Raw genomic sequence first — 25,790 nt, forward strand, 5'->3', positions numbered from 1 at the left:
TACCGGACGACTAAATGGTTAACTTGACCGGGTAACAACCGCGTAATGACTATTATGTGTATAACAGGTTAGCAGAGTGCTTAGTGCGCGATTTGGGCTATCAAATAGCGGGCGACAGCAAGGTCTACACAATGAATAAAACCTGGATATGGACGGCAGCGGCCGTTTGTGCTCTTGCCCTTGCATCCTATGTTCTTTACCGCGTGCTCAGTCCCGTGCCGCTGCCTGAGGCCATCCTCTATGGCAGCGGTCATATAGAGGGCACCGAGATCAGAGTCAGCTCAGAGACTATCGGGCGGGTGCTTGAAAATCGCATGCAGGAAGGCCGGCCTGTTACCACCGGCGACCTTTTGCTGCGCCTCGATGACAGCGAGCTTAAGATTCGCCAGGCGCTGGCCGAGGCGGAGCTGACCGCCATCCGCGACGGTATCGATGCACTGCAGGCCGAGTTATCGATCTGGCGCCACCACACCCGCACTGCCACATCGGACTACGAACGTTTTCGCGAACTGAGCCAAAGCGGTACTGCAACGCCCCAGCAACTGGGGCAAGCCGAAGACCGTTTGAAAGAGGCCGAAGGCCAGGTGAAGGTGTTGCAGGCAAAGCTGACGGAAAGCGATGCGCGCCTGCTGGCCGCGCAACAGTCACTGCGACTGGTAAAGCTGGAGCGCGAAAAAACCGAAATTACAGCACCGGCAGACGGCGTTCTGTTGGTCAAGGGTATCGAAACCGGCGAACTGGCGACTCCGCAAACCGCTGTTGCGGTGTTGGTCGACCTCTCGCGACTCAAACTCAAGCTGTACATTGTCGAACAGCAGATCGGCAAGATCAGGCTCGGCAACCAGGCCAGAGTACGGATCAATGCGTTTCCCAGCCGCTACTTCCTGGGCAAAGTCGTACGGATCGATCAGCGAGCCCAATTCACGCCGCGGGATATTCACCTTCCGGAAGAGCGCGCCCGCATGGTATTCGGCGTCGAGCTTGCGCTGGACAACCCCGACGGTCTGCTCAAGCCCGGCATGCCTGCGGATGCTTGGATTCGCTGGTCAGACGACCAGGCCTGGCCGCAAACGCTGGAGGTCCCGCGATAGATGGGGACACAGGATAGTGACAAATGGATTATCGAAGCAGAGGGAGTTGGCCGGTGCTTTGGTCACCATGAGGCGCTATCCCGCATCGATTTGCAGATAGGTCGCGGGGAGATTTTCGGTATCCTTGGCCCCGACGGCGCGGGTAAAACCACACTGATGCAGCTGCTGGCCGCGATTCTGGATCCGACTGCCGGCCGCTGCCGCGTACTCGGATTCGATACCGTACGGGATGCCGCTCAGGTGACCGCCCGAATCGGCTACATGTCCCAGGGTTTTACGCTCTACGATCGGCTGAGTGTGGACGAGAATCTGGCCTTTTCGGCCCGCATACGCAGTGTACCTGACGCGCTGTTCCAGCAGCGTCGCAAGGCGCTGTTGCAGATGGCAGGGCTGGAGAGCGCTTGCCGCCGTGAAGCCCGGGTGCTTTCAGGTGGGATGCGCAAGAAGTTGTCACTGTGTACCAATCTGATTCATGAGCCTTCGCTGTTGCTTCTCGACGAACTCAGCCTCGGCGTCGATCCGGTATCGCGGAGGGACCTGTGGAGGATGCTGAGAACCTTTCGCGCCCAGGGAACGACCATCGTTCTGACTACACCCTACATGGACGAAGCGAGCTACTGTGACCGGCTGGCGTTTTTGCATCAGGGGCAACTGCTGGCGGTTGACAGCCCGGACGCGCTGAAAGAGAGGGCGCGCGGGCAAGTGTATGAAGTAGTGACAGCCCGGCAGGAGGAGGTACAGCAGCTTACTGGCGAGTACCGCGAAATTGTCAGCGGACAATGGCTTGCCGACCGCTTCCGTCTGCAACTGGCGTCAGGTAAAGCGCCATCCGAGCCGCTAAGGCACAAACTCGAAGCCCTGGGCGCCTTTGGACCGGCAGCCCCCGATCTGGAAAATACCTTTGTCCAGCTTACAGCACCGCCGACTGACACAGGTTCTACGCCGGAACAGACTGGCTTCGAGTCCGTTCAAGTCGATGGCACCGATGCCATTACGGCTCGCGGCATCAGCGTGCGCTTCGGTAACTTTTCGGCTTTGAAGAATCTCTCGTTCCGTGTCGCCGCGGGAGAAGTGATCGGTTGGTTGGGACCTAATGGGGCCGGCAAGACGACCCTTATCCGGGTACTCTGCGGCCTTCAGCGTCCGAGTGCCGGCGAGGTGCACATCGCGGGTGTGGCGCTCAGAAGTGCGCCGATGGCAGTGCGCGCCCGTATTGGCTATATGTCACAACACTTCTCCCTCTACCCCGACCTCAGTGTCATCGAAAACCTGGTCTTTTTTGCCGGCTTATACGGCCTTTCCAGGCACAAACGCAGGGATGCCGTCCATTGGGTCAAAACCGTTGTCGGTATAGAGGGGATCGACGGACGTCAGGCCGGTGATCTATCGGGGGCTTTACGCCAGCGACTGGCGCTGGCCTGCGCCATTATGCATCGCCCCGCAGTGCTGTTCCTCGATGAACCGACGTCGGGCGTCGATCCGCTGGCACGTCGGCGCTTCTGGCAACTGATCCAATTGTTGGCACGCGCCGGCATGGCGGTCCTGGTCAGCACCCATTACCTCGAGGAAGCCTATTACTGCCATCGGCTCGGGCTGATGAACAACGGCCGCCTGATTGCGCTGGGTACGCTCGGCGAATTGCGGAGCGCCCTCGAGACTCCGCTGCACACGGCCGATATGGAAACCCTGTTCATGACCTACATGGCTCGGGCGTCGGCGGACGAAGGGGCGATCACATGAACCCTCACCGCATCAGCGCCGTCATCGGCAAGGAGTCGCGCGAGATCCTGCGCGACCCTATCACACTGGGCGTGGCGATTCTGATGCCTCTGGTCATGCTGTTTCTATTTGGCTATGCGATCTCGCTTGATCTGCGCAAGGCGGCCCTGGGCGTACTCGATGAGGACAGAACCCCGGCCAGCCGAGCGCTGATCGAGCACCTGACCAGCAATGAGTCGTTCTACCTGGGCCGGTTCCTCAACTCCGCCCGCGAAATCGAGACAGTGCTCCAGCGCAACCAGGTGGACCTTGTGCTGGTCATACCGTCCGGGTTACAGGAGAGCTTGTTACGCCAGGAACACCCGGACGTACAGATATTGGTGGATGGCACCTACTCCACAACAGCGCTGCTGGCGGCCGGTTATGCCGAAAACTTGGTATCAAGCTATGCCGCGGCACCCCCCGAGGGCCGGCTGCGGCTTGAAACGCGGATCTGGTACAACCCCTCACTGGCGAGCGCCAACTATGTTGTACCCGGCCTCTATGCCGTCATTCTGTTGGCTTTCCCGCCTCTTCTGACCGCACTTGGTGTGGTGCGTGAAAAGGAGACAGGTACGATTCAGTCCATATTCGCCTCTCCCCTGACCTCGAGCGAGTTCATTATCGGAAAGCTGGTGCCCTACAGCCTGATCGCGTTGTTGCAAATGCTGATGGTGGTGGCGGTCGGTTACCTCTGGTTCGGGGTACCCTTCCGGGGTAGTTTCGCCTTTTTGGTGGCCGCGGGTTTGATCTATGTGTTCTGTACCGTCGGAATCGGTCTGCTGGTCTCGACACTAACTCGAACACAGCTCAGTGCCATGCTCCTCGCGCTGATCGTGACACTGATGCCCTCTTTTCTGTTTTCCGGCCTGCTGTTTCCCATCTTTACGATGCCGGCGCTGCTACAGCTTTACTCGGGCATCTTCCCCGGACGTTATTTCGTCGAAATATCACGCGGCATCGTGCTGAAAGGCATAGGTATCGATATCGCCCTGACCCAGGTAACGGTGCTGGCCGTCTACACGCTGGCGGTATTTTTTCTCGCCAGTTGGCGATTGAGAAAGAAGGTGGCCTGATGAGACTTTCCAGCCTGCTGATCAAGGAGTTGATACAGTTCTTCCGTGATCGGGTGATCCTGCTGCTGATCCTATGGCTGTATACGGTCGAGGTGGTGATCTGCGCCTATGCGCTGGGACTGGACCTACGTCATCTGCCGCTGGCGGTGCTCGATCAGGATCGTAACGCCGCTAGCCGGCTGCTGGTCGATTCGCTGACCAGCAGCGAGTCTTTCCGGCTGACAGGGTTCCCCCAGGATATGCAGCAGGCCGAGCAGTGGCTGCAGTCGGGCCGCACCCGAGCGGTGCTGGTGATCCCCCCGGATTACGCTGCGGACCTTGTGCGTGACGAAGAACCAACGCTGCAATTGTTGCTTGATGGCAGCGATGCCAATACCGCCGCCACCGTACGAAACTACATTATGCGGGGGCTGATTTTCTATCAGGCCGGCCTTGGCCTGGACGTCACGCCCAGCGTGCAGCCGGTTATCCGCATCTGGTACAACCCGGACCTAACCTATACGCGCTTCATGGTATTGTCGATGATTGCACTTGCCGCACTGATGGTGGGCGTCATCCACCCTGCCGCAACCATCGTGCGTGAAAAGGAGTTCGGTACCATCGACCAACTTCAGGTCACCCCAGTCCGGATCAGCGAGTTATTCATCGCCAAAACAGTACCGACGCTGCTGATGGGTACGCTGTCGGTCTTTCCGAGCCTGCTGATCGTCTGGTGGTTCGATGTGCCGTTGCGGGGCAGCCTGCTTCTCTTCGTGCTACTGACCGCGCTCTTTCTGCTCAGCGCCATCGGTATCGGCGTGCTGATAGCGGCGGCCTGCCGCACGCTACAGCAGGCACTGTTGCTATCCTTCTTTGGGCTCTTCCCTATGATGTTCCTGTCCGGAACCCTGGCTCCGATCGCAAGCATGCCCAGTGCGCTGCAATACCTGTCGCTGTTGAGTCCATTACGTTACTACATGGACGTGATCCTCGGCATTTTCCTCAAGGGTAACGGGATAGCCGATTTGTGGTTGCAGGCGTTGGCGCTGGCGGGAATAGGACTGGCTCTGTACGCTATCGCCGCGGCAGTTTTTCATCGTCAGCGGACCTGACCCTGGGCTGGTTCAGGTTGTGCGGCGTGTCGGCGGCCCGCTGGCTAGTGTCTGGAAACTGCGTTGATGTTGGGACTTAGATGAAATAACCCGCAATAATCAGTCCGCTGACCACCAGACTGCCCGAAATAACGGCGCTGAGCCCATTGCCGGTCAAACGGGTTCCCAACTGCAGTTGGGCCAGTATCCAGCCGAGCACTGCATAGAGGACCAGTACCAGAACGCCATGGGTGACCCAGTGGTGGCCGGTCGCGGCTATCATCCAGGCAAGCACCGAGTCCTGGTTTTCCTCCTTGATGACAACCAATAGCGCGCTCAGCAGGCTGGTGATAGCGAGCGACAATGCGAATCCGCGGTTGTAGCGGCCGATTCCGGTATCGTTCATGGCGTTTCCCCCATCGATTGGGTCGCGAGCAGGGCCACCTTAGTGCCCATGCTGATAAAGGCGCCAGCGCCCTCCATAGCCAGCCCCAGCACGACGATCCAGGCCGACACCCACAGCACTACCGGTTTCAGGCCAACCCGGCCTGCGGTCAGGCCGAAAACGGCGATGGGCAGATAGGTCGACATCAGCAACAGGCTGAAAAACAGATGCTCTTTCACTTCCATGAAAAAGCTGTGTGCGAACGGCCAGGGACCGGCTTTGATCAACGCCTTATCGGCGCCGTAATAGACAACATACCAATACCCGCCTACCAGGTAACTCAGCCACATCAACAGGGTGCCCGCCAGGCTTAACAGCCTCAGCCTCCCGTAGCTGGTTGCTTGGTTATTGATGGTCTCGGCAAATACCCAGACCGCTGTGAGAATCGCAAGGACACCAAATGAGGGGTGCGCCAACAGTATGAGTTCGGATTGTATCGATTCCATCCTTGTCTTCCTGATTACCGGAGTGGATGCTAAAACCATAGTAAAGGGTTAGTTAAACGCAAACGCACCGCCCTGTATATTAGTGCTTTAACATTATGGTGTTATGCGACACAATCTCAGCTTCGCTGTCAGGCTTGACCTGAAGACGTAGGCCATCAATCCCGGTTACCCGTACCCTTTCCCCTATCTTTAATGAATCCGCGGACTCGGCTTCCCAGGTCTCGTTACCGACCCGGATCTGCCAATGGTCTGCTTCTTTTCTCAACACGGTGCCGACACTTCGCAGCATCGCTTCGCTGCCAGTGACGACAGGCAGACGCATCGCTTTGAATATCAATACGTACATCGCCACTGAAAGCACAAATATCACAGCGTATAGCGGCCCTGCCAGGCTCAAGGGCCAGATCAGAAAGACCGCCAGCCCAAGAAGCGGCATAAACAGAATCAGATGGCACATATCGTTCCTCCTGCTCGTTACCGATCTATCCCTGTTGTTGATCGGTATTGTGCCGCTAAGCTTCTTCGAGGCTGCTGCAACTACTTCCGCGGTACTTTGTTGCAGCAGTGGGGCTCGTAGCCCGCGTTGTCCTTCATGTTTTGATCGACAAAACGGTAATAACCGCGTTTGGTACGATTCCACCAACTGGCAGCGAACTGCGCACCGTGTTTGTTGACGATCGATTCCACCACATCCACGCTGCAGTGCGTGGCATCGTAAGCGAATGACAGGGTTGCTGAGTCTGAAGCGTAGTTCACGCTGTCCATACCAAACAACTGATCAAGCTCGGCGACCAAGGCGCTTATCCCCGGCTGATCGATGCCCGACAGTTTCAGCTTACGTGTCACCAGGTTCGCTTCTTTTACGCCTGGTCTGTGATCAAGATCGCTCATTGCTGCCTCCTTTTTCCTCCAACGTTTTACTCCACGATCAACTCGCCCCGATACATCTGCATCTGGCACGTGAAAGGATAGCGGCCCGGTTGCATCGGTTGCAGTCGTACATCCTTGGTCTTGTTCAGGGGGAGCTCCTGGCTGATGTCGAAATCGCTGAACACCACCACGCTGGCACAGGGTGACGGGTCCTTGCGCAGGAACCTGAGCGTCGCGGGCTGACCTGCCGGAACGCGGATATGCGCGGGATCGTAAACACCGTCGTTGACGTTGATCGTAATCTCCCCTGAATCAATTTGTGTGCTTTCGCCTTTGTGGAGCCAGAACCACCAGACGATCAGTGCGATCAGCAGCAGACCCAGCAGGTTGATAAGCAACATCATGGTGCTCTCCTCCTGATCAGTGTTCTTGAGGTTTAAATAAACGCAGGCGGTTGGCGTTGGTTACCACCGTCAGCGATGAGAACGCCATCGCCGCACCCGCTATCACCGGACTCAACAGTACCCCGATAAAGGGGTATAGAAGGCCCGCTGCAATAGGCACGCCAGCGGCGTTGTAGATGAACGCGCCAAACAGGTTCTGGCGGATGTTGCGTAACGTGGCGCGACTGACCGCGATGGCATCCGCGAGCCCATGCAGAGAACCACGCATCAGCGTGACATCGGCACTCTCGATCGCAACGTCGGTACCAGTACCGATGGCGAAGCCTACATCGGCCAGTGCCAGCGCCGGCGCATCGTTGATGCCGTCACCGGTCATACCTACAATCTCGCCCTGCTTCTGCAGTTCTGCAACCTTGTCGGATTTATCCTCCGGCAGCACCTCCGCGAACACCTCCTTGATTCCTACCTGCTCGGCAACCGCCTTCGCCGTGTCGCGGTTATCGCCGGTCAGCATCACCACGCGTATGCCGTCTTTCTGTAGCCGCCGGATTGCGTCGACAGAATCCTGCTTGATCGGGTCGGCGACAGCAATCAGCGCTAGCAACTGGTTATCCGCAGCCAGATACATCGGTGTCTGCGCCCGGGCGGCCATCGCCTGAGCCGGCTCCAGATGGGCGTCGATCGCTATCTGGCGGTCGCGCATCAACTTCTCATTGCCGAACAGAATTGCCCTGCCCTCCACATTCCCTTCGACGCCGTGACCGGCGATGGCGTTGAAGCTGTCAGTACTACCCAGGTTTAATCCCCTGTCCTTGGCCGACTCGACGATCGATTGTGCCAGTGGGTGCTCCGACCCCTGCTCAAGGGTTGCAGCCAGTCTCAGCACCTCCGCTTCATCGGCCCCGCCAATCGTTTTAATTTCGGTGACCTTCGGAGCACCCTCGGTGATGGTGCCGGTCTTGTCCAGGATCATCGCGGTGATCTTGGAGGCGGTCTGCAGTGCTTGACCATTTCTAATCAACACGCCGGCCTCGGCAGCCTTACCGACACCGACCATTACTGACATCGGTGTGGCCAGCCCCAATGCACAGGGGCATGCGATAATCAGCACAGTGGTGGCGGACACCACCGCGAAGGCGATGACCGGTTCGGGGCCAAAGTTGAGCCAGGCCAGGGCACTGAGTACGGCGATGATCATGATCGCCGGTACGAAATACCCCGAAATCACGTCAGCCAACCTCCCGATTGGCGGTTTGGAGTTTTGTGCCTGTTTGACCATCGAGATGATTCTGGCCAGCGCGGTATCCTTGCCCACTCGCGTCGCCTTGAATAGCAGGGTGCCGGATTTGTTAAGGGTGCCGCCCACGACCTCGTCTTCGGTGGTTTTCTCCACCGGCATCGGCTCACCGGTCAGCATCGATTCATCCACCGAGGAGTGACCCTCCTCGACGATACCATCGACCGGAATCTTCTCACCGGGGCGTACTCGGACCCGATCGCCCTGTAGAACCTGTTCTATCGGGATATCGACCTCCTGGTCATCACGCAACACACGCGCGGTCTTGGCCTGCAGTCCGATCAGCCGCTTGATCGCTTCCGAGGTACGCCCACGAGCCCGGATCTCCAGTGCCAGCCCGAGGTCGATCAGACCGATAATCATCGCGGTTGCTTCGAAATAAACGTGACGTGCCATATCCGGCACCGCCTGGGGAAAGAACACCACCACCATCGAATACGCCCAGGCAGTACCGGTGCCCAGCGCAATCAGGGTATCCATGTTCGCACTGTGGTTGATGAACGATTTCCAGGCACCGACGTAGAAATGGCGACCGGAAAACAACATCACCGCCAGCGTCGCCAGGCCCACCAGCAACCAGGCGATCCTTTCACCGGTGGTGGTTACCGTCATCTCACCGATGAAAAGACCGTAGAGCATCAGCGGTACGCCCAGTCCCAGCGCGATGGTCATCTCGCGGATAAGGCGTTTGTAGTACGCCAGGTCGGCTTGCTCCTTTTCGCTCAGCAGATCCTCTGTGGACTCTGCCTGCACCGGTTTTGCTCCATAACCCGCAGCTTCCACCGCCTCGATCAGGGTCTGGTCGGACACGTTACCGCTGACGCTGACCGTGCGCTGGGCGAAATTCATAGATGCCTGTTCCACTCCCGGCACCCTTTTCAGCGCTGATTCGATCTTGCCCACACAGCTGGCACATCCGGCCCCATCAATCAGCAGCTCGTGCATATTACCTGTGTCGCCTGCTGCAGGCTTGTTGCCTTGATCATGACAATGCTCGGTGTGATGTTTCGCTTCATGCATGACGAATGCTCCACTCTGGGAAAGCCTTTTTCCTGACTAACAGTATGGATGATCCGCCTCCACATGAGACTTACCGTGGGATTACATTTTTGTAATCTTGGCGATCAAAATATTGACCTTACCAGTGTTGGAAGGTCTATCTTCGTTATGTCCAATTTACCAAGGAGTTAAAAATGCACCACCAGCTCAAAGTTACCGGTATGTCGTGCGGCCACTGCGTTTCCACGATCGAAAAAGCGGTCAAAGGGCTCGACCCACAGGCTGAAGTATCAGCCGATCTTGCAAAAGGCGAAGTGACTGTCAGCAGTAATCTCGAAGTCGCATCCATCAGCGATGTCATTCGAGAAGCCGGTTACGAAAACCAGCAGGTTAGCGCCTGATACTCGCTTAGAGGCGTTCACATCGCTTCTGTTACGCATCAAAAAAGGCTGCATCGGAGAGATCCCCGGGCAGCCTTTTTCTTGGTTCCTGCGACAGACTTCGCTCTGGTCGTCACCTTGCTTGTCCGATCGATATCGGCGATTACCGCGACTGCCGCGGTTTGCGTCCGGTCTCTAGACCGGTCTTGCCGAAGCGTGGTCGGACGCCAACTCGAGAATCCTCAGCCCCTCCCTCCTCTGAAAGTTCACTGATTATCGGACAGTCCGGCCGGGAATCACCCTGACAGTGTCCAGCCAGATGCGCGAGCGTCTCGCTCATCTCCTGCAGTTCGCGCGCCTTGCGCTGCAGTTCGGCAACGTGTTCGAGTGCAATGCGTTTGACGTCTGCGCTAGCCCGGTCGCGGTCCTGCCAAAGTGCGAGCAGCTCCGCCATCTGCTCTACCGAAAACCCCAGATCGCGTGCACGACGGATGAAACGCAGGCGGTGTACGTCTTTATCGGAGTATTCGCGGTAGCCGGCATCCGTTCTAGATACCTCGGGGATCAGGCCGATCGATTCATAGTAGCGGATCATCTTCGCCGAAACGCCTGACGCCGCGGCCACCTTTCCGATGTTCATCGCTCTACCTCTACCTGTACAAATGGAAGGAATCTCTCGAAATCTCTCAGCTTCTATACCTATAAGACCAAAGCGAGCCTGCCGATAGCAGGCTCGCATGCCCTCATTCAGCCTGGACGGGGGCTCTGAACCTACGCAGCCTTAGTGCGTTACCCAGTACGAAGACCGAAGAGAGGGCCATCGCCCCTGCCGCCAGGATAGGTGAAAGCAGGATGCTAAACGCCGGATAGAGCACACCCGCCGCCAGAGGGATCAGGGCCGTGTTGTAAGCAAATGCCCAGAACAGGTTCTGTTTGATATTACGGATGGTCCCCTGTGAAAGCGCAATGGCATTTGGGATCCCCTTCAGGCTTCCAGACATCAGCACCACGTCCGCCGCTTCGATGGCAATGTCGGTGCCGGTGCCGATGGCGATACCCACATCCGCTTCCGCCAGTGCCGGAGCGTCATTGATGCCATCACCCACAAAGGCCAGCTTGCCGTGGCTGGACTTGAGCGCTTTCACCGCTTCGACCTTGCCTTCCGGCAGGACCTCGGCCACGACCTCATCGATGCCCAACTGTCTGGCGATCGCTTCGGCCGTGCGCCGATTGTCGCCGGTGATCATCGCGACTTTAAGCCCCAACTCATGTAATAGCGCGATCGCCTCCGGTGTGGAGCTCTTGATCGGATCGGATACGGCGATAATCGCTGCCAGCTTGCCGCCGATCGCCGCATAGAGCGGTGATTTACCCTCATCCGCAAGACGCGCAGCGGTCTCGGCGAAGGGCGCCACATCCAACCCGAGCCTGTTCATGTAGCGGTCGGCGCCGATCTCGATCGACACGCCTTCAGCCTCTGCCTTGACACCAAAACCGGTCACGGACTCGAAGCCGGAGACCTTGGGCAGCGTTAATGCCTCGGCTTCCGCCGCTTCAGCGATGGCGCGGGCGATAGGATGTTCCGACCGTGCCTCCACGGCCGCGATACGTACCAGTACATCGTTGCGGTCAAACCCCTCGGCAATCTCCAGATCGGTCAGCGCCGGTTTGCCCTCGGTCAGAGTACCGGTCTTGTCGACCGCGACGACTCTGGCGTCCTTCAGCAACTGCAGGGCTTCCCCCTTGCGGAACAGCACGCCCATCTCCGCGCCGCGACCCGTGCCCACCATGATGGAAGTAGGCGTCGCCAGTCCCATGGCGCAGGGACAGGCGATGATCAGCACCGCGACTGCATTGACCAGCGCGAGGCTCAGCGCTGGCGAAGGTCCAAAGAAAAACCAGACCAGAAACGTGAGCAGCGCCGCGCCCATTACAGCGGGTACAAACCACATCGTGACCCTGTCCACCAGCCCCTGAATCGGCAGTTTCGAGCCTTGCGCCTCCTCGACCATGCGAATGATCTGCGCCAGGACTGTCTTGCCGCCCACCGCCGTGGCTTTAAGTTCAAGCGCCCCTTTCTGGTTGACGGTGCCGCCCACCACCGGGCTACCGGTCGTCTTGGCTACCGGCACCGGCTCACCGGTGATCATCGATTCATCGACATAGCTCTCGCCTTCGATCACTTCGCCGTCAACAGGAATGCGTTCACCAGGTCTAACCTCCAGGATTTCGCCCGGCTGTACCTCACCAATGGCGATCTCCACCGATCTGCCGTCACGCTTCACGCGCGCCGTCTTGGCCTGCAGACCAATCAGCCGCTTGATTGCCTGGGAAGTGCGCCCTTTCGCACGCGCTTCAAAAAAGCGTCCGAGCAGGATCAGGGTAACGATGACCGCTGCAGCCTCGTAGTAGACGTTTGCAGTGCCTGACGGCAGCAAACCGGAGAAGAAGGTCGCAATGACCGAATACCCCCAAGCGGCCGATGTACCGAGCACCACCAGCGAGTTCATATCCGGAGCACGACGCAGTAGCGCGGGCACGCCCTTCTTGAAAAAGCGCAGCCCCGGCCCGAACAACACCAGCGTTGCCAGCGCGAACTGGATATACCAACTCATCTGCTGGCCAATCGTGTTCATCACGAAGTGATGAATGCCGGGGATTAGGTGAGACCCCATCTCGATCAGAAACACGGGAAGGGAGAGGATCGCGGCAATGCTCAGGTCCCGCTTGAGCTCGGCCTGCTCGGCATCCTTCTTCTCGGCAGTCTCATCGGCTTCCGACCCGGTCCAATCCAGTGGGCTGGCCGTATAGCCGGCATCCGCCACTGCGGCGATGAGGGCTTCCGCGCCGGCATTGCCGCGTACACTTGCCCGTTCGGTGGCGAGATTGACATTGGCCTCGATGACGCCAGGGATGGCTCGCAAGGCGCGCTCCACCCGACCGACACAGGACGCGCAGCTCATACCCTCGATGGAGAGTTCAGTGGTCGTTGCAGGCACCGAGTAGCCCGCTTTTTCCACGGCCTCGATCAGTAATTCACGATCGAGCGGCGCAGCGCTGCGTATGTCCGCACGCTCGGTTGCCAGATTCACCGCGACCTCAGCAACGTTATCTACCCTCTTGAGTGCCGCTTCCACTCGGCCGACACAAGAGGCGCAACTCATGCCTTCAATGGGTAGGCTTATCGTCGTCACGGACGACGGATTTTGTTTGACCTGAGTATTCACCATCTGCCTCCTTACCAGCATCTCATGATGATACTCCCGGAATATAAACCTTCCCACAATGGCAAGGTCAAGAAAGAATTGTTCCGCCTCATTTACCCTGACGAGTGGTCCGGAGCGCAGCTGTTCCTAAATGAGTTATCAACGGTGCTGCTGGTAAACAATGCCGTTGGCTTCCTGCATTTCGCGGATAAATTTCACGATAGCGGTGGACTCCATGAAGCCGACGCTCGTTTGTTTCGGCATATCGCCGTAGGGCCAGTGATGCTCGCGTACGCCATTTCGCATCGCATTGTAGATCGCTTGGTCACTATGGTGGCCCGGATTATAGATCTTGTGAACCAACGGAGGCCCCTTCATCGTGCCCGCACCGTTATCACCGTGACATTTGGCGCAGGTTTCATTGAACGCGCGCTGGCCGGTCGCGGCCATCTTGCTGAGAGTCGGCTCCGTGACATCGACATGTCCCTCGCGATGGTCCGCCAGCGCAACATTCGCCGAAAGCATCACAAACACCAGCAGGCTGGAGCGGAATTGTAGTAGTTTACTCACTGGCATTTGATATTCCTCTTGTCCATATGGCCTTCTTTACTGGGAGAGGCGACCTTCCCATACGCCCCTGCCCCGTTAAAACGCCCCCCGTCCTAACAAGCCTGCTACTTATCCAAGCGCTGCTCCAGCAGTTGCTGCATCAGATCAAGACGCTTATCCATCTGGCGATAGGCCTCCATCATGCCAACACAGCCCATCTGACCGCCCATCATGCCCATGCCGGCGCTCTGCTGCATTCCACCCATCATGCCCATCGTTTCCTGCAACTGTTGACGGTGATCTTTCATCAGTTTCATCCGTTTTTGCGGATCGTCGGTGTCCATGATCCGGTCCATACCCGCCTGCATCTCTTGCATGCGCTGCATCATCGGCATCATAGCGCCCTGACCGCTCATCATCTCCATGCCACCCATCATGCCCATGCCGCCGCCCTGCGGCATTCCCCCCATCATGCCACGGATATCCGTCATCGCCTTGCGGTGCTCCTCCATCAAATCGCGCCGTTGTGCCGCGTCCTCGGTGGTCGCCAACTGATCGGCAAGTGTTTGCATCCGATCCAGCCGCTCCTGCATGGACGACTGCATTGTTGTACCTGTCGTTGCCGCTGGCGCGCCGGCTTGGGCACTCGCATTCGGATGATGTTCCTGTTCGGCCCAACCAAGAGGGCTGGCAATTGACAGCGCCAGCGTCAGAATTAGCGTCGGTGTTTTCATAGTGTTTACTCCAGATCAATGGATCGTCGTTTTATGTTAGAAACCGTACCTGGCGACCTCTCCGCACTGTACGGAGGTGCCTGCTGCCAAGTTTCTATGCCTGTCCAGCCTGGCCAGAGCTATATCGAACCGATCACTAGCATCAATGATCGGGAACCACAGTGCGCTGAAAAACCTTCGGTATGAAAGCCGGCGTTCTCTTCCGGTACTGTAAGTACTCAGCACCAAAGGTTGCCAAGACGGCTTGCTCCTCCCGCTTTGCCAGTCGAATGTAGGCCACAACCAGTACCGGGAACATGATCAGGGTCAGTAAGGTCGGCCACTGCACCAGAAATCCGAACATGATCAGAATGAATGCCGAGTACTGAGGATGGCGCATCCGGGCATAGAGGCCAGACGTAGCAAGGCGGTTCTGCTGCTGCGCCCGATGCAGCACATGCCAGGCCGAAGCCAGCATAAAAAAGCCCGCGATTATCAATAGGTTGCTGATTATATGAAAAATGTCTAAATGCGGATCGCCTTCCAGCCCCAGAAGCGTATGCCAGAGATGACCACTTTCATGAGAGAACAGATCCAGCTCAGGGAATCTGCTCTGTAGCCAGCCGGACAGCAGATAGATGGTTAACGGAAAACCGTACATTTCGGTAAAGAGAGCGACCACGAAAGCAGCGAACCCACCCAGCCCACGCCAATCGAGTCCTGTTCTCGGTTTGGTAAAGCTGAACGCGAAAAAGATAAACACGGCCGAGTTGATAAACACCAGCACCCATAGGCCATAGGCATCATGCTCTTGCATAGGAACCTGGCTCCAGCTTTGCGTTGATTAAACTCCGCAATCAAATGTTACCGGACATATCTCACTTATCATCACGGTGCTTTGTATCGCCACCCTGGCTCGACCCATGGCCATGTCCGTGGTGCATAAACAGATGCATTAATGGACAGAGCAGAAGCATCAGGTAGGGCAACCAGGCCACCAGATGCGCCCGGTGCTCCATCACCAGAAAATAGCCCAGGATGGCGACCGCCCCTAGCGCGACCATACCTCGGCCACTCATCCAGAATGATTCAGGCTTGCCCTCGGTCATGGCGTGCTCCCCTCTTGTTACAGGCAAGGGTAATGGAATCGGTTACACCCCATCCCTTTTTCTCACTTACAGTATGGATGACAAAGCCCGACAGAAAACTTACCTGAGAATTACATTTTCGTAATCCGACGCTCATGCGGCTGATTTGCTGGCACACTGTATTCTGTCGGAGGTGTGTAGTGATGAAGATACTGCTCGTAGAAGATGAACTGAAAACCGGCGCCTACCTCAAGCAGGGGTTGACGGAGTCCGGCTATGTGTTGGATCTCGCCAATACAGGTACCGATGGCCTGCATCTGGCCATTACCGGGGAGTACGACCTGATCATTCTCGATATCATGCTACCGGGAATGACGGGTTGGCAGATTCTGCAAGGCCTGCGCAATAGCCACAACACCACCGCGGTGATCTTCCTTACCGCCCGTGACCAGGTTGATGACCGGGTTCGGGGACTGGAGATGGGGGCGAACGACTATCTGGTCAAACCCTTTGCGTTTTCCGAGCTACTGGCACGGATCCGTAACCAGCTGCGCCGTAATACCCCTTCCGTTGAGCCGACCACACTGCTGCTGGCCGATCTTGAGGTTGACATGATCAGGCGTCGGGTAATCCGCAGCGGACAGCGGATCAACCTGACCGCCAAAGAGTACACCTTACTGGAGTTCATGTTGCGCCGGCGTGGTGAGGTGCTGTCCCGGTCGCTGATCGCATCGCAGGTCTGGGATATGAACTTCGACAGCGATACCAATATTATAGAGGTGGCCATAAGGCGACTGCGCAGCAAAATAGATGACCCCTTCCCGACCAAACTGATACACACGCTCAGGGGGATGGGCTATGTGATGGATGAATCTACCCGACTATGATCTCGCTAACCACCCGATTGACTCTGTTGTTCATACTTGTATCTGTCGCCATTTTCACTGCGCTGGGTTTTTTGATTCAGCATTCGATCGGGCACCATTTCGAAATCCAGGACTATTCCGAGCTGGACGACAAACTGCGCGTCACGGCAAACATTGTCACAAACCTGCAAAGTCGCAATGCGCTGCCGGCGGTTGAGTCGGTCATCAAAAACTCCGTTGTTGACCATGACAGTATTGTCATCAAGATCGCCTCCTCTGCTGGAGACAGCCTGTTTTCCGCAAGCGCCATCGCGTTGCCCTATGACACCGATACATTGCTGCAAGCGCCGGGTAAGCCTCAACGCCTGGAGTGGCACGAGGGGGACGTTGAGTACCGGGGGGTTGCTATGGCACTACCCCGTAGCCAGCCCGACGGACAGCAGCTGATCATATCCGCCGCCATGGAAACGACTCGGCATACCACGTTCATGCACCAGTTTGCGCAAAAGCTATTGGGACTGATGCTTGTCGCGACAATGCTCAGCGCCCTACTGGGATGGTGGGTCTCGCGGCAGGGGCTGTCGCCCCTACGAGCCATGGAGAGCAAAGCGAAATCCGTCACCGCTAAACGCCTCGATCAACGTCTGCCGGTTGAATCAGTCCCGGTCGAGTTGGCGGCGCTGGCTATCGAGTTGAACTCGATGCTGGACCGTCTGGAGGAGTCGTTCAATCGTCTCACCCACTTCTCGTCCGATATCGCCCACGAACTGCGCACGCCGATCAGCAATCTGATGACGCAAACACAGGTATCCCTGTCCCATCAACGTTCTGTCGACGAGTATCGGGATGTCCTGGCCTCCAACCTGGAGGAGCTGGATCGGCTGTCACGGATGATCTCCGACATGCTATTCCTGGCTAAAGCGGAACATAACCTCGATCTCCCTTCCAGAGAGCATTTCATGCTGGAGTTCGAAATCGTCAAGTTGTTCGATTTTTACGAAGCACTTGCCGAGGAGCGCAATCTGTCAATGAGGATGCAAGGCGGTGGCGAGCTTAAAGGCGATCGCATCATGGTCGATAGAGCGATCAGTAACTTGCTGTCCAATGCTATACGCCACACCCCCGATGGTGGGTGCATCGACGTTGAGATCGTCCCCAAACCCGGTGAGTTACGGGTCCATATCAGGAACACCGGAGCCGCGATCCCCCCCAAGGAACTCCCCTACCTGTTTGACCGCTTTTATCGCTGTGATCAGTCTCGTTGCCATAGCAACCACGAAGGTACAGGGCTGGGCCTGTCGATCACCCAAGCGATCGTCAAGGCCCACAGCGGGCGTATCGACGTTCACTCAGATGCTGACGCGACCTGTTTTACCTTGAGTTTTCCCGTGTAGCGACGAACCAACCCTGATACCCTTTCCCAGATGCTACCAACGGCTGTATGGGAGGGTGACCAGGCTGTGAAGCTGCTGATCGTTGAAGATGAGATCAAAACCGGCGACTACCTGCAGAAAGGACTTGCGGAAGCCGGGTTTAGCACCGACTTGGTGCGAAGTGGTATTGAGGGCCTGATGCGGGCGACAAGCCAGGTGTACGACCTGATCCTGCTCGATGTAATGCTGCCGGAACTGGACGGGTGGCAGATACTGAAAACGCTGCGAGATCAGGGCAACCAGGTACCGGTGCTGTTCCTCACCGCCCGTGACGATGTGGAGGATCGAGTTAAAGGCCTGGAATTAGGCGCCGATGACTATCTCATCAAGCCTTTCGCGTTCTCTGAACTTCTGGCCAGGGTACGCACCTTGCTACGCCGTGGGCGAGTCTCACTGGAGCCGACACTACTGCAGGTGGCAAATCTTGAACTGGACCTGGTAAAGCGCCGTGCCATTCGGGCCGGACAGCGTATCGACCTGACCGCCAAGGAGTTCCTGCTGCTTGAGTTGCTGATGCGGCGCCAGGGAGAGGTACTGCCGCGTTCATTGATTGCGTCCCAGGTCTGGGATATGAATTTCGACAGCGACACAAACGTAATCGAAGTCGCTGTACGTCGCCTGCGCAGCAAAATAGACGACCGGTTCACGCCTGCGCTGATCCACACCGTACGCGGCATGGGCTATGTGCTGGAGCCGCGGGCGTGATCCTGCACTCCGATACTGCTTATTTTCCGGCCAGGATATCCTGCTTCATGGCAAGATAGGTCTCCCGATCGATCTCGCCACGGGCGTACCGCTCATGCAGGACATCAAGTGCATCCTGCCGCCGATTGGAGCCCTTCTCCTCTGCACCCCAAAGCCACTTCACCAGTGCGGCGATCCCTAGAATGATCAGCAGCCAGAACAGCAGCATGTGCAACCCGCCGAACAGCATCCAGCCCCAACCGTATTGTCCCCATTCACCCCACATCATCTGTAGCTCCCGTATCAGAACCCTATACCTAGCATAGAAAAAATAGGGCCGGCTGTTATGCCGGCCCCCGTTCAATCGATGTTAAGACTGCTCTGGATCAATGCTGCATGAACTGGAAGGAACCGTTCATACGGTGGCCGTCCTCGCCCATAGCGGTCCAGTGCACAGTATAGTTATCCGGCTTCAGCGTCGGTACGGGCACGTTGAAGCTTTTGGTATGCTCCTCCATCGGTTTGAAACCGATACTCATGGGCTTGTTGCTGGAGTCGATCACCTTAACGTTAACCAGGCGTACGTTCATGCCGAAGGTCAATTCCAGGTTTTGCGTTGGCTCCATTACCATAGCGCCGTCCATCGGATGTGAGCTCATCATGCCCATCATGTCAGACTGTGCAAATGAGGGTGCAGAGAGAGCAATCAGGCCTGCGGCAATCAGAGATTTCAGCTGTTTCATCGTGTTGTTTCCTCGTTTTGAGTAGTGTCACCAAGAAGTGTTTCCAGTGTCATGCGTTTGATTGTGCGCTGACGCCAGAGGTAATAGACGGCGGGCAATACCAGCAGCGTCAGTACCACTGCACTGACCATCCCACCCACCATCGGCGCCGCTATTCGGCTCATCACTTCCGAGCCGGTACCGGTGCCGTATAAAATCGGAAGTAGACCGATGATGATCGCCGCCGCCGTCATCATCACCGGACGTACACGCAAGCCGGCACCGTGCAGCACCGCGTGGCGCAGGGTCTCCTCGCGCGGCAGTGTCTGGTGGCTGGCACAGCGCACCAACATCTCCCGCCAGGCCTGGTTCAGATACACCAGCATGATCACGCCGATCTCCACCGCCACCCCGGCCAGCGCAATGAAGCCGACGCCGACAGCGATGGAGAAGTTGAAGCCCTGCCAATACATCAACCAGACACTGCCCACCGTCGCCAGAGGCAGCGTGCCCATGATGATCGCAACCTCGGTCAGGTTGCGGAAATTGATGAACAGCAGCACGACGATGATCGCCAGCGTCAGCGGGATCACGTAGGTCAGTTTCTCCTTGGCGCGCTGCATGTACTCGTACTGGCCTGACCAGGCGATGGAGTACCCAGCCGGTAACGCAATCTGATCGGCGACGATGGTCTGTGCGTTGGCCACATAGGAGCCCAGATCCACGCCATCGATATCGATAAAGGTCCATCCGTTCAGACGCGCGTTCTCGCTCTTGATCCCCGGCGGTCCCTCCTCGACGTACACATCCGCAACGTCAGCGAGCGCTATTCGCTGTCCCGACGGCGTCACGATCGGCAGCAGCGCCAGTTGCTCGGGCGAGTTGCGGTACTCCTGCGGATAGCGCACGTTGATCGGGTAACGTTCAAGCCCCTCGACAGTCTGCGACACGTTCATGCCACCAATGGCACTGGCCACGATCTGCTGGACATCGGCAATATTTAGGCCGTAGCGTGCCGCACTGTCACGCTGTATATCCACCTTGATGTAACGCCCGCCCGCCACACGCTCTGAGTAGACCGATGCGGTTCCGGGCACATCCTTGAGGATCGCTTCAAGCTGTTGACCGATCTGCTGGATCTGTTCAAGCTCGGGACCTGCAATCTTGATCCCCACTGGGGTCTTGATGCCGGTGGCCAGCATGTCGATGCGGGTCTTGATCGGCATCACCCAGGCGTTGGTGACGCCGGGCAACTTGACCAAGGCATCAAGCTCCTGCTTCAGACTGTCGGTGGTCACACCCTCACGCCACTCTTCACGCGGTTTGAGCTGAATAAAGGTCTCGATCATCGTCAGTGGCGCAGGATCTGTAGCGGAATCAGCCCGGCCCACCTTACCGAATACGCTTTCCACCTCAGGTATGGTGCGGATCAGCTTGTCGGTCTGTTGCAGCACCTGGCGAGCCTGCCCCACCGAGATACCGGGATAGGTGGTCGGCATGTACATCAGGTCGCCCTCATCCAGAGTCGGAATGAACTCGCTGCCGATCTTGTCCAGCGGCCAGAACCCGGCCGCCAGCACCAGCAGGGCGCCAAACAGCGTGACTTTCGGGAACCTGAGCACCCCTTTCAGCGTGGGCATATAGAGCGCGGTTAGCAGCCGGTTGAGCGGGTTCTTATGCTCTGGCAGCACCTTGCCACGGATGAAATAGCCCATCAGCACCGGCACCAGGGTGATCGCCAGCGCTGCGGCCGCCGCCATGGCATAGGTTTTGGTGAAGGCCAGCGGCGCAAACATCCGCCCTTCCTGGGACTCCAATGTAAATACAGGTACAAAGCTAACGGTGATGATCAGCAAGCTAAAAAACAGCGCTGGCCCCACCTCGCTGGCAGACTCGGTTACCACCCTCCACCGGTTTTCCGGTGTCAGCGGCGTGCGCTCCATATGCTTGTGCATGTTCTCTATCATGACGATAGCGCCGTCGATCATCGCACCGATGGCGATGGCGATACCGCCCAATGACATGATATTGGCGTTTATCCCCTGCAGATGCATGACGCCGAACGCCGCCAGTATCCCCACCGGCAGGCTGATAATCGCCACCAGCGATGAGCGGATATGGAACAGGAACAGCATGCAGACAAGCGCGACGACAATAAACTCCTCCAGCAGCTTGTGCCAAAGGTTCTCCACTGCACGCCCGATCAGGCCCGATCGGTCATAAACGGTGACCACTTCGACCCCTTCCGGAAGACCGGCCTTTAGCGTCTCCAGCTTGGCCTTGACCCCATCGATGGTCTTCTGCGCATTTTCACCGAAACGCATTACCACCACGCCGCCGACCACCTCGCCCTCGCCATTCAGTTCGGCGATACCGCGGCGCATCTGGGGGCCGGTGCCGATATCGGCCACATCCTTGAGCAACAGCGGCGTACCGTTGGGGTTAACGCCGAGCGGAATGTTCTCCAGATCCGTCACACCCTTGATGTAGCCTGTGGCACGTACCATGTACTCGGCTTCGGCCATTTCCACCACCGACGCGCCCACCTCCTGGTTGCCGCGGCGAATCGCATTCTGGACATGCGACAGCGGCATATCCAGCGCACGCAGCTTGTCCGGATTCACCCGCACCTGGTACTGCTTGACCATACCGCCGATCGCCGCGACTTCCGAAACTCCGGGAACGGTCTGCAGCTCGTACTTGAGGAACCAGTCCTGCAGTGAGCGCAACTGACTGATGTCGTGCCGGCCGGTCTTGTCCTGCAGGGCGTAGAGGTAGACCCAACCTACTCCGGTAGCATCCGGTCCCAGTTGAGGACGGGCGTTCTCCGGCAGCGATGGCGCTACCTGCGACAGGTACTCCAGCACGCGGCTGCGGGCCCAGTAGATATCGGTGCTCTCGTCGAAGATCACGTAGACGTAGGAATCACCGAAGAACGAGTAGCCGCGCACGGTAACCGCGCCCGGCACCGACAGCATTGCCGTGGTCAACGGATAGGTGACCTGATCCTCCACCACCTGCGGCGCCTGCCCGGGGTAGCTGGTCTTGATGATCACCTGCACGTCGGACAGGTCGGGTATTGCGTCCACTGGGGTATTTTTCAGCGAAAACACCCCCCAACCCAACAGAATCAGCGTTGCCAGCAGCACAAAGAAACGGTTGCCGACCGACCAGCGGATTATCGATTCGATCATGATGTCTCCTTACTGCTGACCATCGGGCTGTGCAGGTGGCATCGACATCTGGGAGTGATCCATCGTCGAGTGGTCCATGCCTTCCATCCCCGAGCTCGGTTCGACATCGGTGGGCACCTTGCCGGTAACATACACGTCGTTGATCTGGAAGCCGCCGCCCTCTAAACGGCTGATCTCGATCTGTGCCTGTGAGCCGGGCGCCAGCTGGCTCAGATCCACCCACTCGGCGAGCGGGAAATCCATCCGCATATCGGGCCAGCCCCACTCCGGAATCGAGGCATGATCGACGTTGATTTTCATCTCATCGGCCATCACCGCGTTGATAGTGGCTTCAACCCAGATACTGGTCGGATTATCCACCTCGGTTTCACCCGCTGTGTCAGCGGTCGCCAGGTGCATCCGTTTGAAATCGGATGTCTTGCTCGATTCGGAATCAAGCAGGAATTGGGCCGAGGTAACAACCCTCTCGCCTTCTGCAAGCCCGTTTAGGATTTCGATCTGCTCGTTATCCGCCCTTCCGGTCACCACGGCTACTGACTTGTAGCGGCCCTCACCCAACGCGAGCACCACCCGGTCACCGCGACCGCCGCGGATCACCGCCTCGCGAGGCACACTCAGCAGATGCTCATCACTCACCTTATGGATGCTGATTGCAGCGAACATGTTGGGTTTTAGCGCATGGTCCGGATTGGCAAAGCGCAGTCGCACGCGCAGCGTGCGGGTCTTCGGATCCAGTGTCGGGTAAACGTAATCGACCTGTCCCCGCCACTCTTGTCCTGGCAGGTAATCCAAGGTCATGGTCACCGGCAGCCCCTGCTCTATAAGGCTGGCCTGGCGCTCAAACACCTCGGCCTCTACCCAAACCTCATCCAGGTCACCGATCGACATCAGCGTCATGCCAGGCTGGACATAGAACCCGGCACGTACGGCAAAGTCGTCGACCACGCCGTCAGCCGGCGCGTAGAAGGTCACCGTCTGCAGTGCGCGCCGTTCGCGCTTTATCCGCTCGATGGTCCCGTTGGACACGTTGAGCGAGCGCAGACGAGTTTCTGCGGCTGCCGTCAGGCGCGAATCGCCACGAGTCAGCCCGAACAGCAACTCCTCCTGCGCGTTGACCAGTTCCGGCGAGTAGAGATCGTAGAGCGGTGCACCACGAGTTACTCTCTCTCCAGACGTCTTTACATGTAACCGTTCGATCCAACCGGCCACTCGGGGATGGATATGAACGACATTGTCCTGGTTGTACTGAATGTAGCCGACGGTACCGACCTCAAAGTTCAACGGTTGCTGCCGCGCCGCAGCCGTGCGCACACCCAGATTGTTCACCACCTCGGGGGAGATAGTGATGGTACCGGCGCCTTCATCGGGTCCTCCGGCGTCACTCTCTTCGTAAACCGGGATCAGATCCATCCCCATCGGCGACTTGCCAGGCTTGTCACGACGGTAGTTGGGATCCATCGGTGCCACCCAGTACAACGGCTGCGGTTCAGCGCTGGCAGTCGGGCCGTCTTCGGGGCTGCCCAGAGTCAGGTAGACAGCCCCGCCGCCTAATGCAATGCCGGCCAATAACAGTGCGGCGGGCTTAAACACTCCATTTGTCATTTACTGTTCCTCACTACTGATGCGGGTAAGCAGATAGTTGATCTGCGCTACCTGCTTCTGCTGTTCCGCGTTCAACTCGATCACCGCCAGTTGTGCATTGAGTTCGACTATGCGCGCCCGCACCACCTCGGCGAAGTCGCCGTTATCGCTGGTGTAGGCGTTGAGTGCCGCCTCTGCAGCTTCGTGGCTCTGCGGAAGCAGTTGTTGGTTATACAAGGCCAGACGCTGTCCGATGCGCCGGTGTGCTGCACTGGCGTTGTCGTAGCTGGCCAACATCTCGCGTAGCTTGAGTAGACGCTCGGTGCGGATCGCCTCCACCCGGGAACCGGCGGCCCTGACCTCACTGTCCTGCCTGTGAGTGGAAAACAGGGGCATATCGATGCTCACGCCCAGCGTCATCAGGTCGGCACGGTCCGCTCCCATCGCGTCCTCGCCGCGGTAGCCGTAGCTCGCATTCAGCCCCCACTCAGGCTTGTATTTCTGTTCGGCCAGATCCACATCGGTCCGTGCCAAATCGATCTGACGGTCGATCAGCCGGATGCTGGGATGGTTGATAAATACGCCGGCTCCGCTCATCTCGTCGGCCGCCGGTTTCCGATACTGTTCAATCTCGGGAATCGCAGCAGACAGCGGCAACGCCGGGGCTGCGGAGACCCCATCGGTGTCGGTCGTCATCAGCCACTCAGAGAGCCGCGCCAGCGCAGTGTCGCGCTGTTGCCCCAGCCGGGTAAGACGATCGTCTAGCTGGGTCAGCTCCAGCTGCGCCCTGACCAGATCCTGCTGGCGGGTACGACCGAGTGCCGACACATAGCTGGAGGTGGCCACATCCACCAGTTGTTCGAACAGGTTCCGGTTGTTGTCGATCAATGCCAGGCTTTGCTGCGCGCTCCAGGCATCCAGCCAGAGTTGGCTGACCTGCAGCCGCACGCGCGCGCGACGCTCCTCCCGCAGTAGCGGCTGCATATCGGCCTGCTGCTCAAAACGTGACGCATTCAGCGCCAGCGTATCGCCACGGGGGATCATCTGGGATACGCCCATCACCAGTTGGGTCATCGGTTCCTGGTTGAAGTCGAACGTATCGGTCGCCAGATTGGCCAGCGCGACATTGAACTTTGGGTCAGGCAGGCGCCCCGCCGCATCGCCCATCGCGCGTTGGGCGGTTTCGTTATGCTCACTGGATCTCATCCAGGCATCGGCCTGTAGGGCGCGTGCGACCGCCTGCTCCAGTGTCAGCTCCTGGGCCTGAACCATGGAGGTCAAGATCAGGCCGCTGGCCGCTAACACGCGCGCCCCTTTTATCGTTGCGGTAGAAAGGTAAGACATGGTTACTCCATAGCAACACGCCAAGACCGCCCCAGGGCGGGCCTTGCCGAATTACGAAAACATTGCGTCGCTTAAAGCTAAAAGAGTTCCCGCTACTCCAGGGTTAAGAGTTTCGGGTTGAGGTCAGTCTGATCAGACCACTTTTGGAGGAGGTCCCAGAGGTGGCGCCGAAATCTCGCGGGGGTTGGGAACGAGTCCCGGCCAGAGTGAAGCCGCACTGATAGGCGAAGGTTGATGCACGGCCTTGGTCAGCGCGTAGGCGCTACTGCAGTGTTCCAGAAGACAGCCGCTGTCTTGCACACAATCGGCGGTAACGTATTGCGCGGTTGAGCCAGGATCACCTTTCACGGATAGGCAACCCTGGGCACCCGAATCGGCATACACTACTCCCAACACGTCCACGGCAGTACTCCCCTGATCCGCCGACCCGTGCTGCATGGCATGTACTGCAGGGCCTGGGCCGAGGGTTTGAGCGTTGGTGACCGTCACCGCCAGCAGTTGGACTATCATAGCGATAATCAACAGCAGGGCGGATTGGGATTGAAAACTGTGCATTGAGAGCATTAACCATCCA

At 57.9% G+C, this 25,790-nt stretch carries 25 protein-coding genes; 8 read left to right on the forward strand and 17 right to left on the reverse strand.

The features are described from left to right. Positions 1–131: 131 nt before the first annotated feature. Genes IEX40_RS09130 through IEX40_RS09145 form a run of 4 tightly spaced genes read left to right on the forward strand, consistent with a single transcriptional unit; the run spans position 132 to position 5,016 of the window. Positions 132–1,091: an HlyD family secretion protein gene (locus IEX40_RS09130; protein ID WP_188747468.1), complete on the forward strand. Its 960-nt coding sequence runs from the start codon at positions 132–134 to the stop codon at positions 1,089–1,091. After that, on the forward strand, positions 1,092–2,831 hold the full coding sequence (locus tag IEX40_RS09135; RefSeq protein WP_188747471.1) for an ATP-binding cassette domain-containing protein: 1,740 nt from the start codon (positions 1,092–1,094) through the stop codon (positions 2,829–2,831). Next, positions 2,828–3,925, forward strand: coding sequence for an ABC transporter permease (locus tag IEX40_RS09140; RefSeq protein WP_188747473.1), 1,098 nt, complete (start codon positions 2,828–2,830; stop codon positions 3,923–3,925). Before IEX40_RS09135 ends, IEX40_RS09140 begins: the two co-directional genes overlap by 4 nt. Continuing rightward, positions 3,925–5,016 carry an ABC transporter permease gene (locus IEX40_RS09145; protein ID WP_188747475.1) on the forward strand — a complete coding sequence of 364 codons (1,092 nt, stop codon included), beginning with the start codon at positions 3,925–3,927 and terminating at the stop codon, positions 5,014–5,016. Before IEX40_RS09140 ends, IEX40_RS09145 begins: the two co-directional genes overlap by 1 nt. 76 nt (positions 5,017–5,092) lie before the next feature. Here IEX40_RS09145 and IEX40_RS09150 read toward each other — a convergent pair whose 3' ends face one another. The 6 genes from IEX40_RS09150 to IEX40_RS09175 all read right to left on the reverse strand — a co-directional run bounded on the left by IEX40_RS09150 (position 5,093) and on the right by IEX40_RS09175 (position 9,477). Continuing rightward, a complete protein-coding gene (locus IEX40_RS09150) occupies positions 5,093–5,401 on the reverse strand; it encodes a hypothetical protein (RefSeq protein WP_188747477.1) in 309 nt (102 codons plus the stop codon). Next, positions 5,398–5,886: a hypothetical protein gene (locus tag IEX40_RS09155; protein WP_229680666.1), complete on the reverse strand. Its 489-nt coding sequence runs from the start codon at positions 5,884–5,886 to the stop codon at positions 5,398–5,400. Before IEX40_RS09155 ends, IEX40_RS09150 begins: the two co-directional genes overlap by 4 nt. Positions 5,887–5,965: 79 nt before the next feature. After that, positions 5,966–6,343: an NfeD family protein gene (locus tag IEX40_RS09160; protein WP_188747479.1), complete on the reverse strand. Its 378-nt coding sequence runs from the start codon at positions 6,341–6,343 to the stop codon at positions 5,966–5,968. 80 nt (positions 6,344–6,423) lie between these two features. After that, positions 6,424–6,777 carry a cation transporter gene (locus IEX40_RS09165; protein WP_188747481.1) on the reverse strand — a complete coding sequence of 118 codons (354 nt, stop codon included), beginning with the start codon at positions 6,775–6,777 and terminating at the stop codon, positions 6,424–6,426. A gap of 26 nt (positions 6,778–6,803) precedes the next feature. Then, positions 6,804–7,160, reverse strand: a complete 357-nt coding sequence (locus IEX40_RS09170) for a cupredoxin domain-containing protein (RefSeq protein ID WP_229680667.1) — start codon at positions 7,158–7,160, stop codon at positions 6,804–6,806. A 16-nt stretch (positions 7,161–7,176) separates the two neighbouring features. Next, on the reverse strand, positions 7,177–9,477 hold the full coding sequence (locus tag IEX40_RS09175) for a heavy metal translocating P-type ATPase (RefSeq protein ID WP_188747483.1): 2,301 nt from the start codon (positions 9,475–9,477) through the stop codon (positions 7,177–7,179). 173 nt (positions 9,478–9,650) lie between these two features. Here IEX40_RS09175 and IEX40_RS09180 point away from each other — a divergent pair, with 173 nt between their 5' ends. Further along, positions 9,651–9,857 (forward strand): heavy-metal-associated domain-containing protein, encoded by a 207-nt coding sequence (locus IEX40_RS09180; RefSeq protein ID WP_188747485.1) that lies wholly within the window; start codon positions 9,651–9,653, stop codon positions 9,855–9,857. Between the two features lie 142 nt (positions 9,858–9,999). Here IEX40_RS09180 and cueR read toward each other — a convergent pair whose 3' ends face one another. From cueR to IEX40_RS09210, 6 genes are all read right to left on the reverse strand, one after another. Next, the gene (gene cueR, locus IEX40_RS09185) at positions 10,000–10,476 is read right to left on the reverse strand and encodes a Cu(I)-responsive transcriptional regulator (protein WP_188747488.1); all 477 of its coding nucleotides are present in this window, start codon (positions 10,474–10,476) and stop codon (positions 10,000–10,002) included. A gap of 103 nt (positions 10,477–10,579) precedes the next feature. Then, positions 10,580–13,066, reverse strand: coding sequence for a heavy metal translocating P-type ATPase (locus IEX40_RS09190; protein ID WP_188747490.1), 2,487 nt, complete (start codon positions 13,064–13,066; stop codon positions 10,580–10,582). Between the two features lie 135 nt (positions 13,067–13,201). Next, entirely contained in the window at positions 13,202–13,618 is a 417-nt protein-coding gene (locus tag IEX40_RS09195; protein ID WP_188747492.1) for a c-type cytochrome, read from the reverse strand. 98 nt (positions 13,619–13,716) lie between these two features. Then, the gene (locus IEX40_RS09200; RefSeq protein WP_188747494.1) at positions 13,717–14,325 is read right to left on the reverse strand and encodes a hypothetical protein; all 609 of its coding nucleotides are present in this window, start codon (positions 14,323–14,325) and stop codon (positions 13,717–13,719) included. A 142-nt stretch (positions 14,326–14,467) separates the two neighbouring features. Beyond that, on the reverse strand, positions 14,468–15,121 hold the full coding sequence (locus IEX40_RS09205; protein WP_188747496.1) for a methyltransferase family protein: 654 nt from the start codon (positions 15,119–15,121) through the stop codon (positions 14,468–14,470). Positions 15,122–15,182: 61 nt separating this feature from the next. After that, positions 15,183–15,413, reverse strand: coding sequence for a DUF2933 domain-containing protein (locus IEX40_RS09210; protein WP_373286479.1), 231 nt, complete (start codon positions 15,411–15,413; stop codon positions 15,183–15,185). A gap of 182 nt (positions 15,414–15,595) precedes the next feature. On the opposite strand from IEX40_RS09210, the gene IEX40_RS09215 reads away from it, so the two are divergent. From IEX40_RS09215 to IEX40_RS09225, 3 genes are all read left to right on the forward strand, one after another. Continuing rightward, positions 15,596–16,279: a heavy metal response regulator transcription factor gene (locus tag IEX40_RS09215; protein ID WP_188747498.1), complete on the forward strand. Its 684-nt coding sequence runs from the start codon at positions 15,596–15,598 to the stop codon at positions 16,277–16,279. Further along, a complete protein-coding gene (locus IEX40_RS09220) occupies positions 16,276–17,652 on the forward strand; it encodes a heavy metal sensor histidine kinase (RefSeq protein ID WP_188747499.1) in 1,377 nt (458 codons plus the stop codon). The genes IEX40_RS09215 and IEX40_RS09220 overlap by 4 nt, the downstream gene beginning before the upstream one ends. Positions 17,653–17,718: 66 nt before the next feature. Then, complete coding sequence (locus tag IEX40_RS09225) at positions 17,719–18,396, forward strand: heavy metal response regulator transcription factor (protein WP_188747501.1); 678 nt, start codon at positions 17,719–17,721, stop codon at positions 18,394–18,396. A gap of 19 nt (positions 18,397–18,415) precedes the next feature. Here the strand turns inward: IEX40_RS09225 and IEX40_RS09230 are convergent, their stop codons facing one another. The 5 genes from IEX40_RS09230 to IEX40_RS09250 form a co-directional block, all read right to left on the reverse strand. After that, on the reverse strand, positions 18,416–18,664 hold the full coding sequence (locus IEX40_RS09230) for an SHOCT domain-containing protein (protein WP_229680668.1): 249 nt from the start codon (positions 18,662–18,664) through the stop codon (positions 18,416–18,418). A 97-nt stretch (positions 18,665–18,761) separates the two neighbouring features. Beyond that, a complete protein-coding gene (locus IEX40_RS09235) occupies positions 18,762–19,118 on the reverse strand; it encodes a copper resistance CopC family protein (protein ID WP_188747503.1) in 357 nt (118 codons plus the stop codon). Continuing rightward, positions 19,115–22,291 carry an efflux RND transporter permease subunit gene (locus tag IEX40_RS09240; protein ID WP_188747505.1) on the reverse strand — a complete coding sequence of 1,059 codons (3,177 nt, stop codon included), beginning with the start codon at positions 22,289–22,291 and terminating at the stop codon, positions 19,115–19,117. Before IEX40_RS09240 ends, IEX40_RS09235 begins: the two co-directional genes overlap by 4 nt. Positions 22,292–22,300: 9 nt before the next feature. Beyond that, complete coding sequence (locus IEX40_RS09245; protein ID WP_188747507.1) at positions 22,301–23,893, reverse strand: efflux RND transporter periplasmic adaptor subunit; 1,593 nt, start codon at positions 23,891–23,893, stop codon at positions 22,301–22,303. Next, positions 23,894–25,216, reverse strand: a complete 1,323-nt coding sequence (locus tag IEX40_RS09250; RefSeq protein WP_188747509.1) for a TolC family protein — start codon at positions 25,214–25,216, stop codon at positions 23,894–23,896. Positions 25,217–25,790: the final 574 nt, after the last annotated feature.

It is taken from the genome of Marinobacterium zhoushanense (assembly GCF_014641945.1).
GTDB classification, from domain to species: domain Bacteria; phylum Pseudomonadota; class Gammaproteobacteria; order Pseudomonadales; family Balneatricaceae; genus Marinobacterium_D; species Marinobacterium_D zhoushanense.

Excerpts from the sequence above, each read along its gene's own strand:
- cueR (WP_188747488.1), bottom strand. The coding sequence starts at position 10,476 with ATGAACATCGGAAAGGTGGCCGCGGCGTCAGGCGTTTCGGCGAAGATG.
- IEX40_RS09145 (WP_188747475.1), top strand. The coding sequence starts at position 3,925 with ATGAGACTTTCCAGCCTGCTGATCAAGGAGTTGATACAGTTCTTCCGT.
- IEX40_RS09250 (WP_188747509.1), bottom strand. The coding sequence starts at position 25,216 with ATGTCTTACCTTTCTACCGCAACGATAAAAGGGGCGCGCGTGTTAGCG.
- IEX40_RS09175 (WP_188747483.1), bottom strand. The coding sequence starts at position 9,477 with ATGCATGAAGCGAAACATCACACCGAGCATTGTCATGATCAAGGCAAC.
- IEX40_RS09240 (WP_188747505.1), bottom strand. The coding sequence starts at position 22,291 with ATGATCGAATCGATAATCCGCTGGTCGGTCGGCAACCGTTTCTTTGTG.
- IEX40_RS09150 (WP_188747477.1), bottom strand. The coding sequence starts at position 5,401 with ATGAACGATACCGGAATCGGCCGCTACAACCGCGGATTCGCATTGTCG.
- IEX40_RS09135 (WP_188747471.1), top strand. The coding sequence starts at position 1,092 with ATGGGGACACAGGATAGTGACAAATGGATTATCGAAGCAGAGGGAGTT.
- IEX40_RS09205 (WP_188747496.1), bottom strand. The coding sequence starts at position 15,121 with ATGCAAGAGCATGATGCCTATGGCCTATGGGTGCTGGTGTTTATCAAC.
- IEX40_RS09210 (WP_373286479.1), bottom strand. The coding sequence starts at position 15,413 with ATGACCGAGGGCAAGCCTGAATCATTCTGGATGAGTGGCCGAGGTATG.
- IEX40_RS09195 (WP_188747492.1), bottom strand. The coding sequence starts at position 13,618 with ATGCCAGTGAGTAAACTACTACAATTCCGCTCCAGCCTGCTGGTGTTT.
- IEX40_RS09140 (WP_188747473.1), top strand. The coding sequence starts at position 2,828 with ATGAACCCTCACCGCATCAGCGCCGTCATCGGCAAGGAGTCGCGCGAG.
- IEX40_RS09190 (WP_188747490.1), bottom strand. The coding sequence starts at position 13,066 with ATGGTGAATACTCAGGTCAAACAAAATCCGTCGTCCGTGACGACGATA.
- IEX40_RS09180 (WP_188747485.1), top strand. The coding sequence starts at position 9,651 with ATGCACCACCAGCTCAAAGTTACCGGTATGTCGTGCGGCCACTGCGTT.
- IEX40_RS09235 (WP_188747503.1), bottom strand. The coding sequence starts at position 19,118 with ATGAAACAGCTGAAATCTCTGATTGCCGCAGGCCTGATTGCTCTCTCT.
- IEX40_RS09220 (WP_188747499.1), top strand. The coding sequence starts at position 16,276 with ATGATCTCGCTAACCACCCGATTGACTCTGTTGTTCATACTTGTATCT.
- IEX40_RS09130 (WP_188747468.1), top strand. The coding sequence starts at position 132 with ATGAATAAAACCTGGATATGGACGGCAGCGGCCGTTTGTGCTCTTGCC.
- IEX40_RS09215 (WP_188747498.1), top strand. The coding sequence starts at position 15,596 with ATGAAGATACTGCTCGTAGAAGATGAACTGAAAACCGGCGCCTACCTC.
- IEX40_RS09165 (WP_188747481.1), bottom strand. The coding sequence starts at position 6,777 with ATGAGCGATCTTGATCACAGACCAGGCGTAAAAGAAGCGAACCTGGTG.
- IEX40_RS09160 (WP_188747479.1), bottom strand. The coding sequence starts at position 6,343 with ATGTGCCATCTGATTCTGTTTATGCCGCTTCTTGGGCTGGCGGTCTTT.
- IEX40_RS09245 (WP_188747507.1), bottom strand. The coding sequence starts at position 23,893 with ATGACAAATGGAGTGTTTAAGCCCGCCGCACTGTTATTGGCCGGCATT.
- IEX40_RS09230 (WP_229680668.1), bottom strand. The coding sequence starts at position 18,664 with ATGATGTGGGGTGAATGGGGACAATACGGTTGGGGCTGGATGCTGTTC.
- IEX40_RS09200 (WP_188747494.1), bottom strand. The coding sequence starts at position 14,325 with ATGAAAACACCGACGCTAATTCTGACGCTGGCGCTGTCAATTGCCAGC.
- IEX40_RS09155 (WP_229680666.1), bottom strand. The coding sequence starts at position 5,886 with ATGGAATCGATACAATCCGAACTCATACTGTTGGCGCACCCCTCATTT.
- IEX40_RS09170 (WP_229680667.1), bottom strand. The coding sequence starts at position 7,160 with ATGATGTTGCTTATCAACCTGCTGGGTCTGCTGCTGATCGCACTGATC.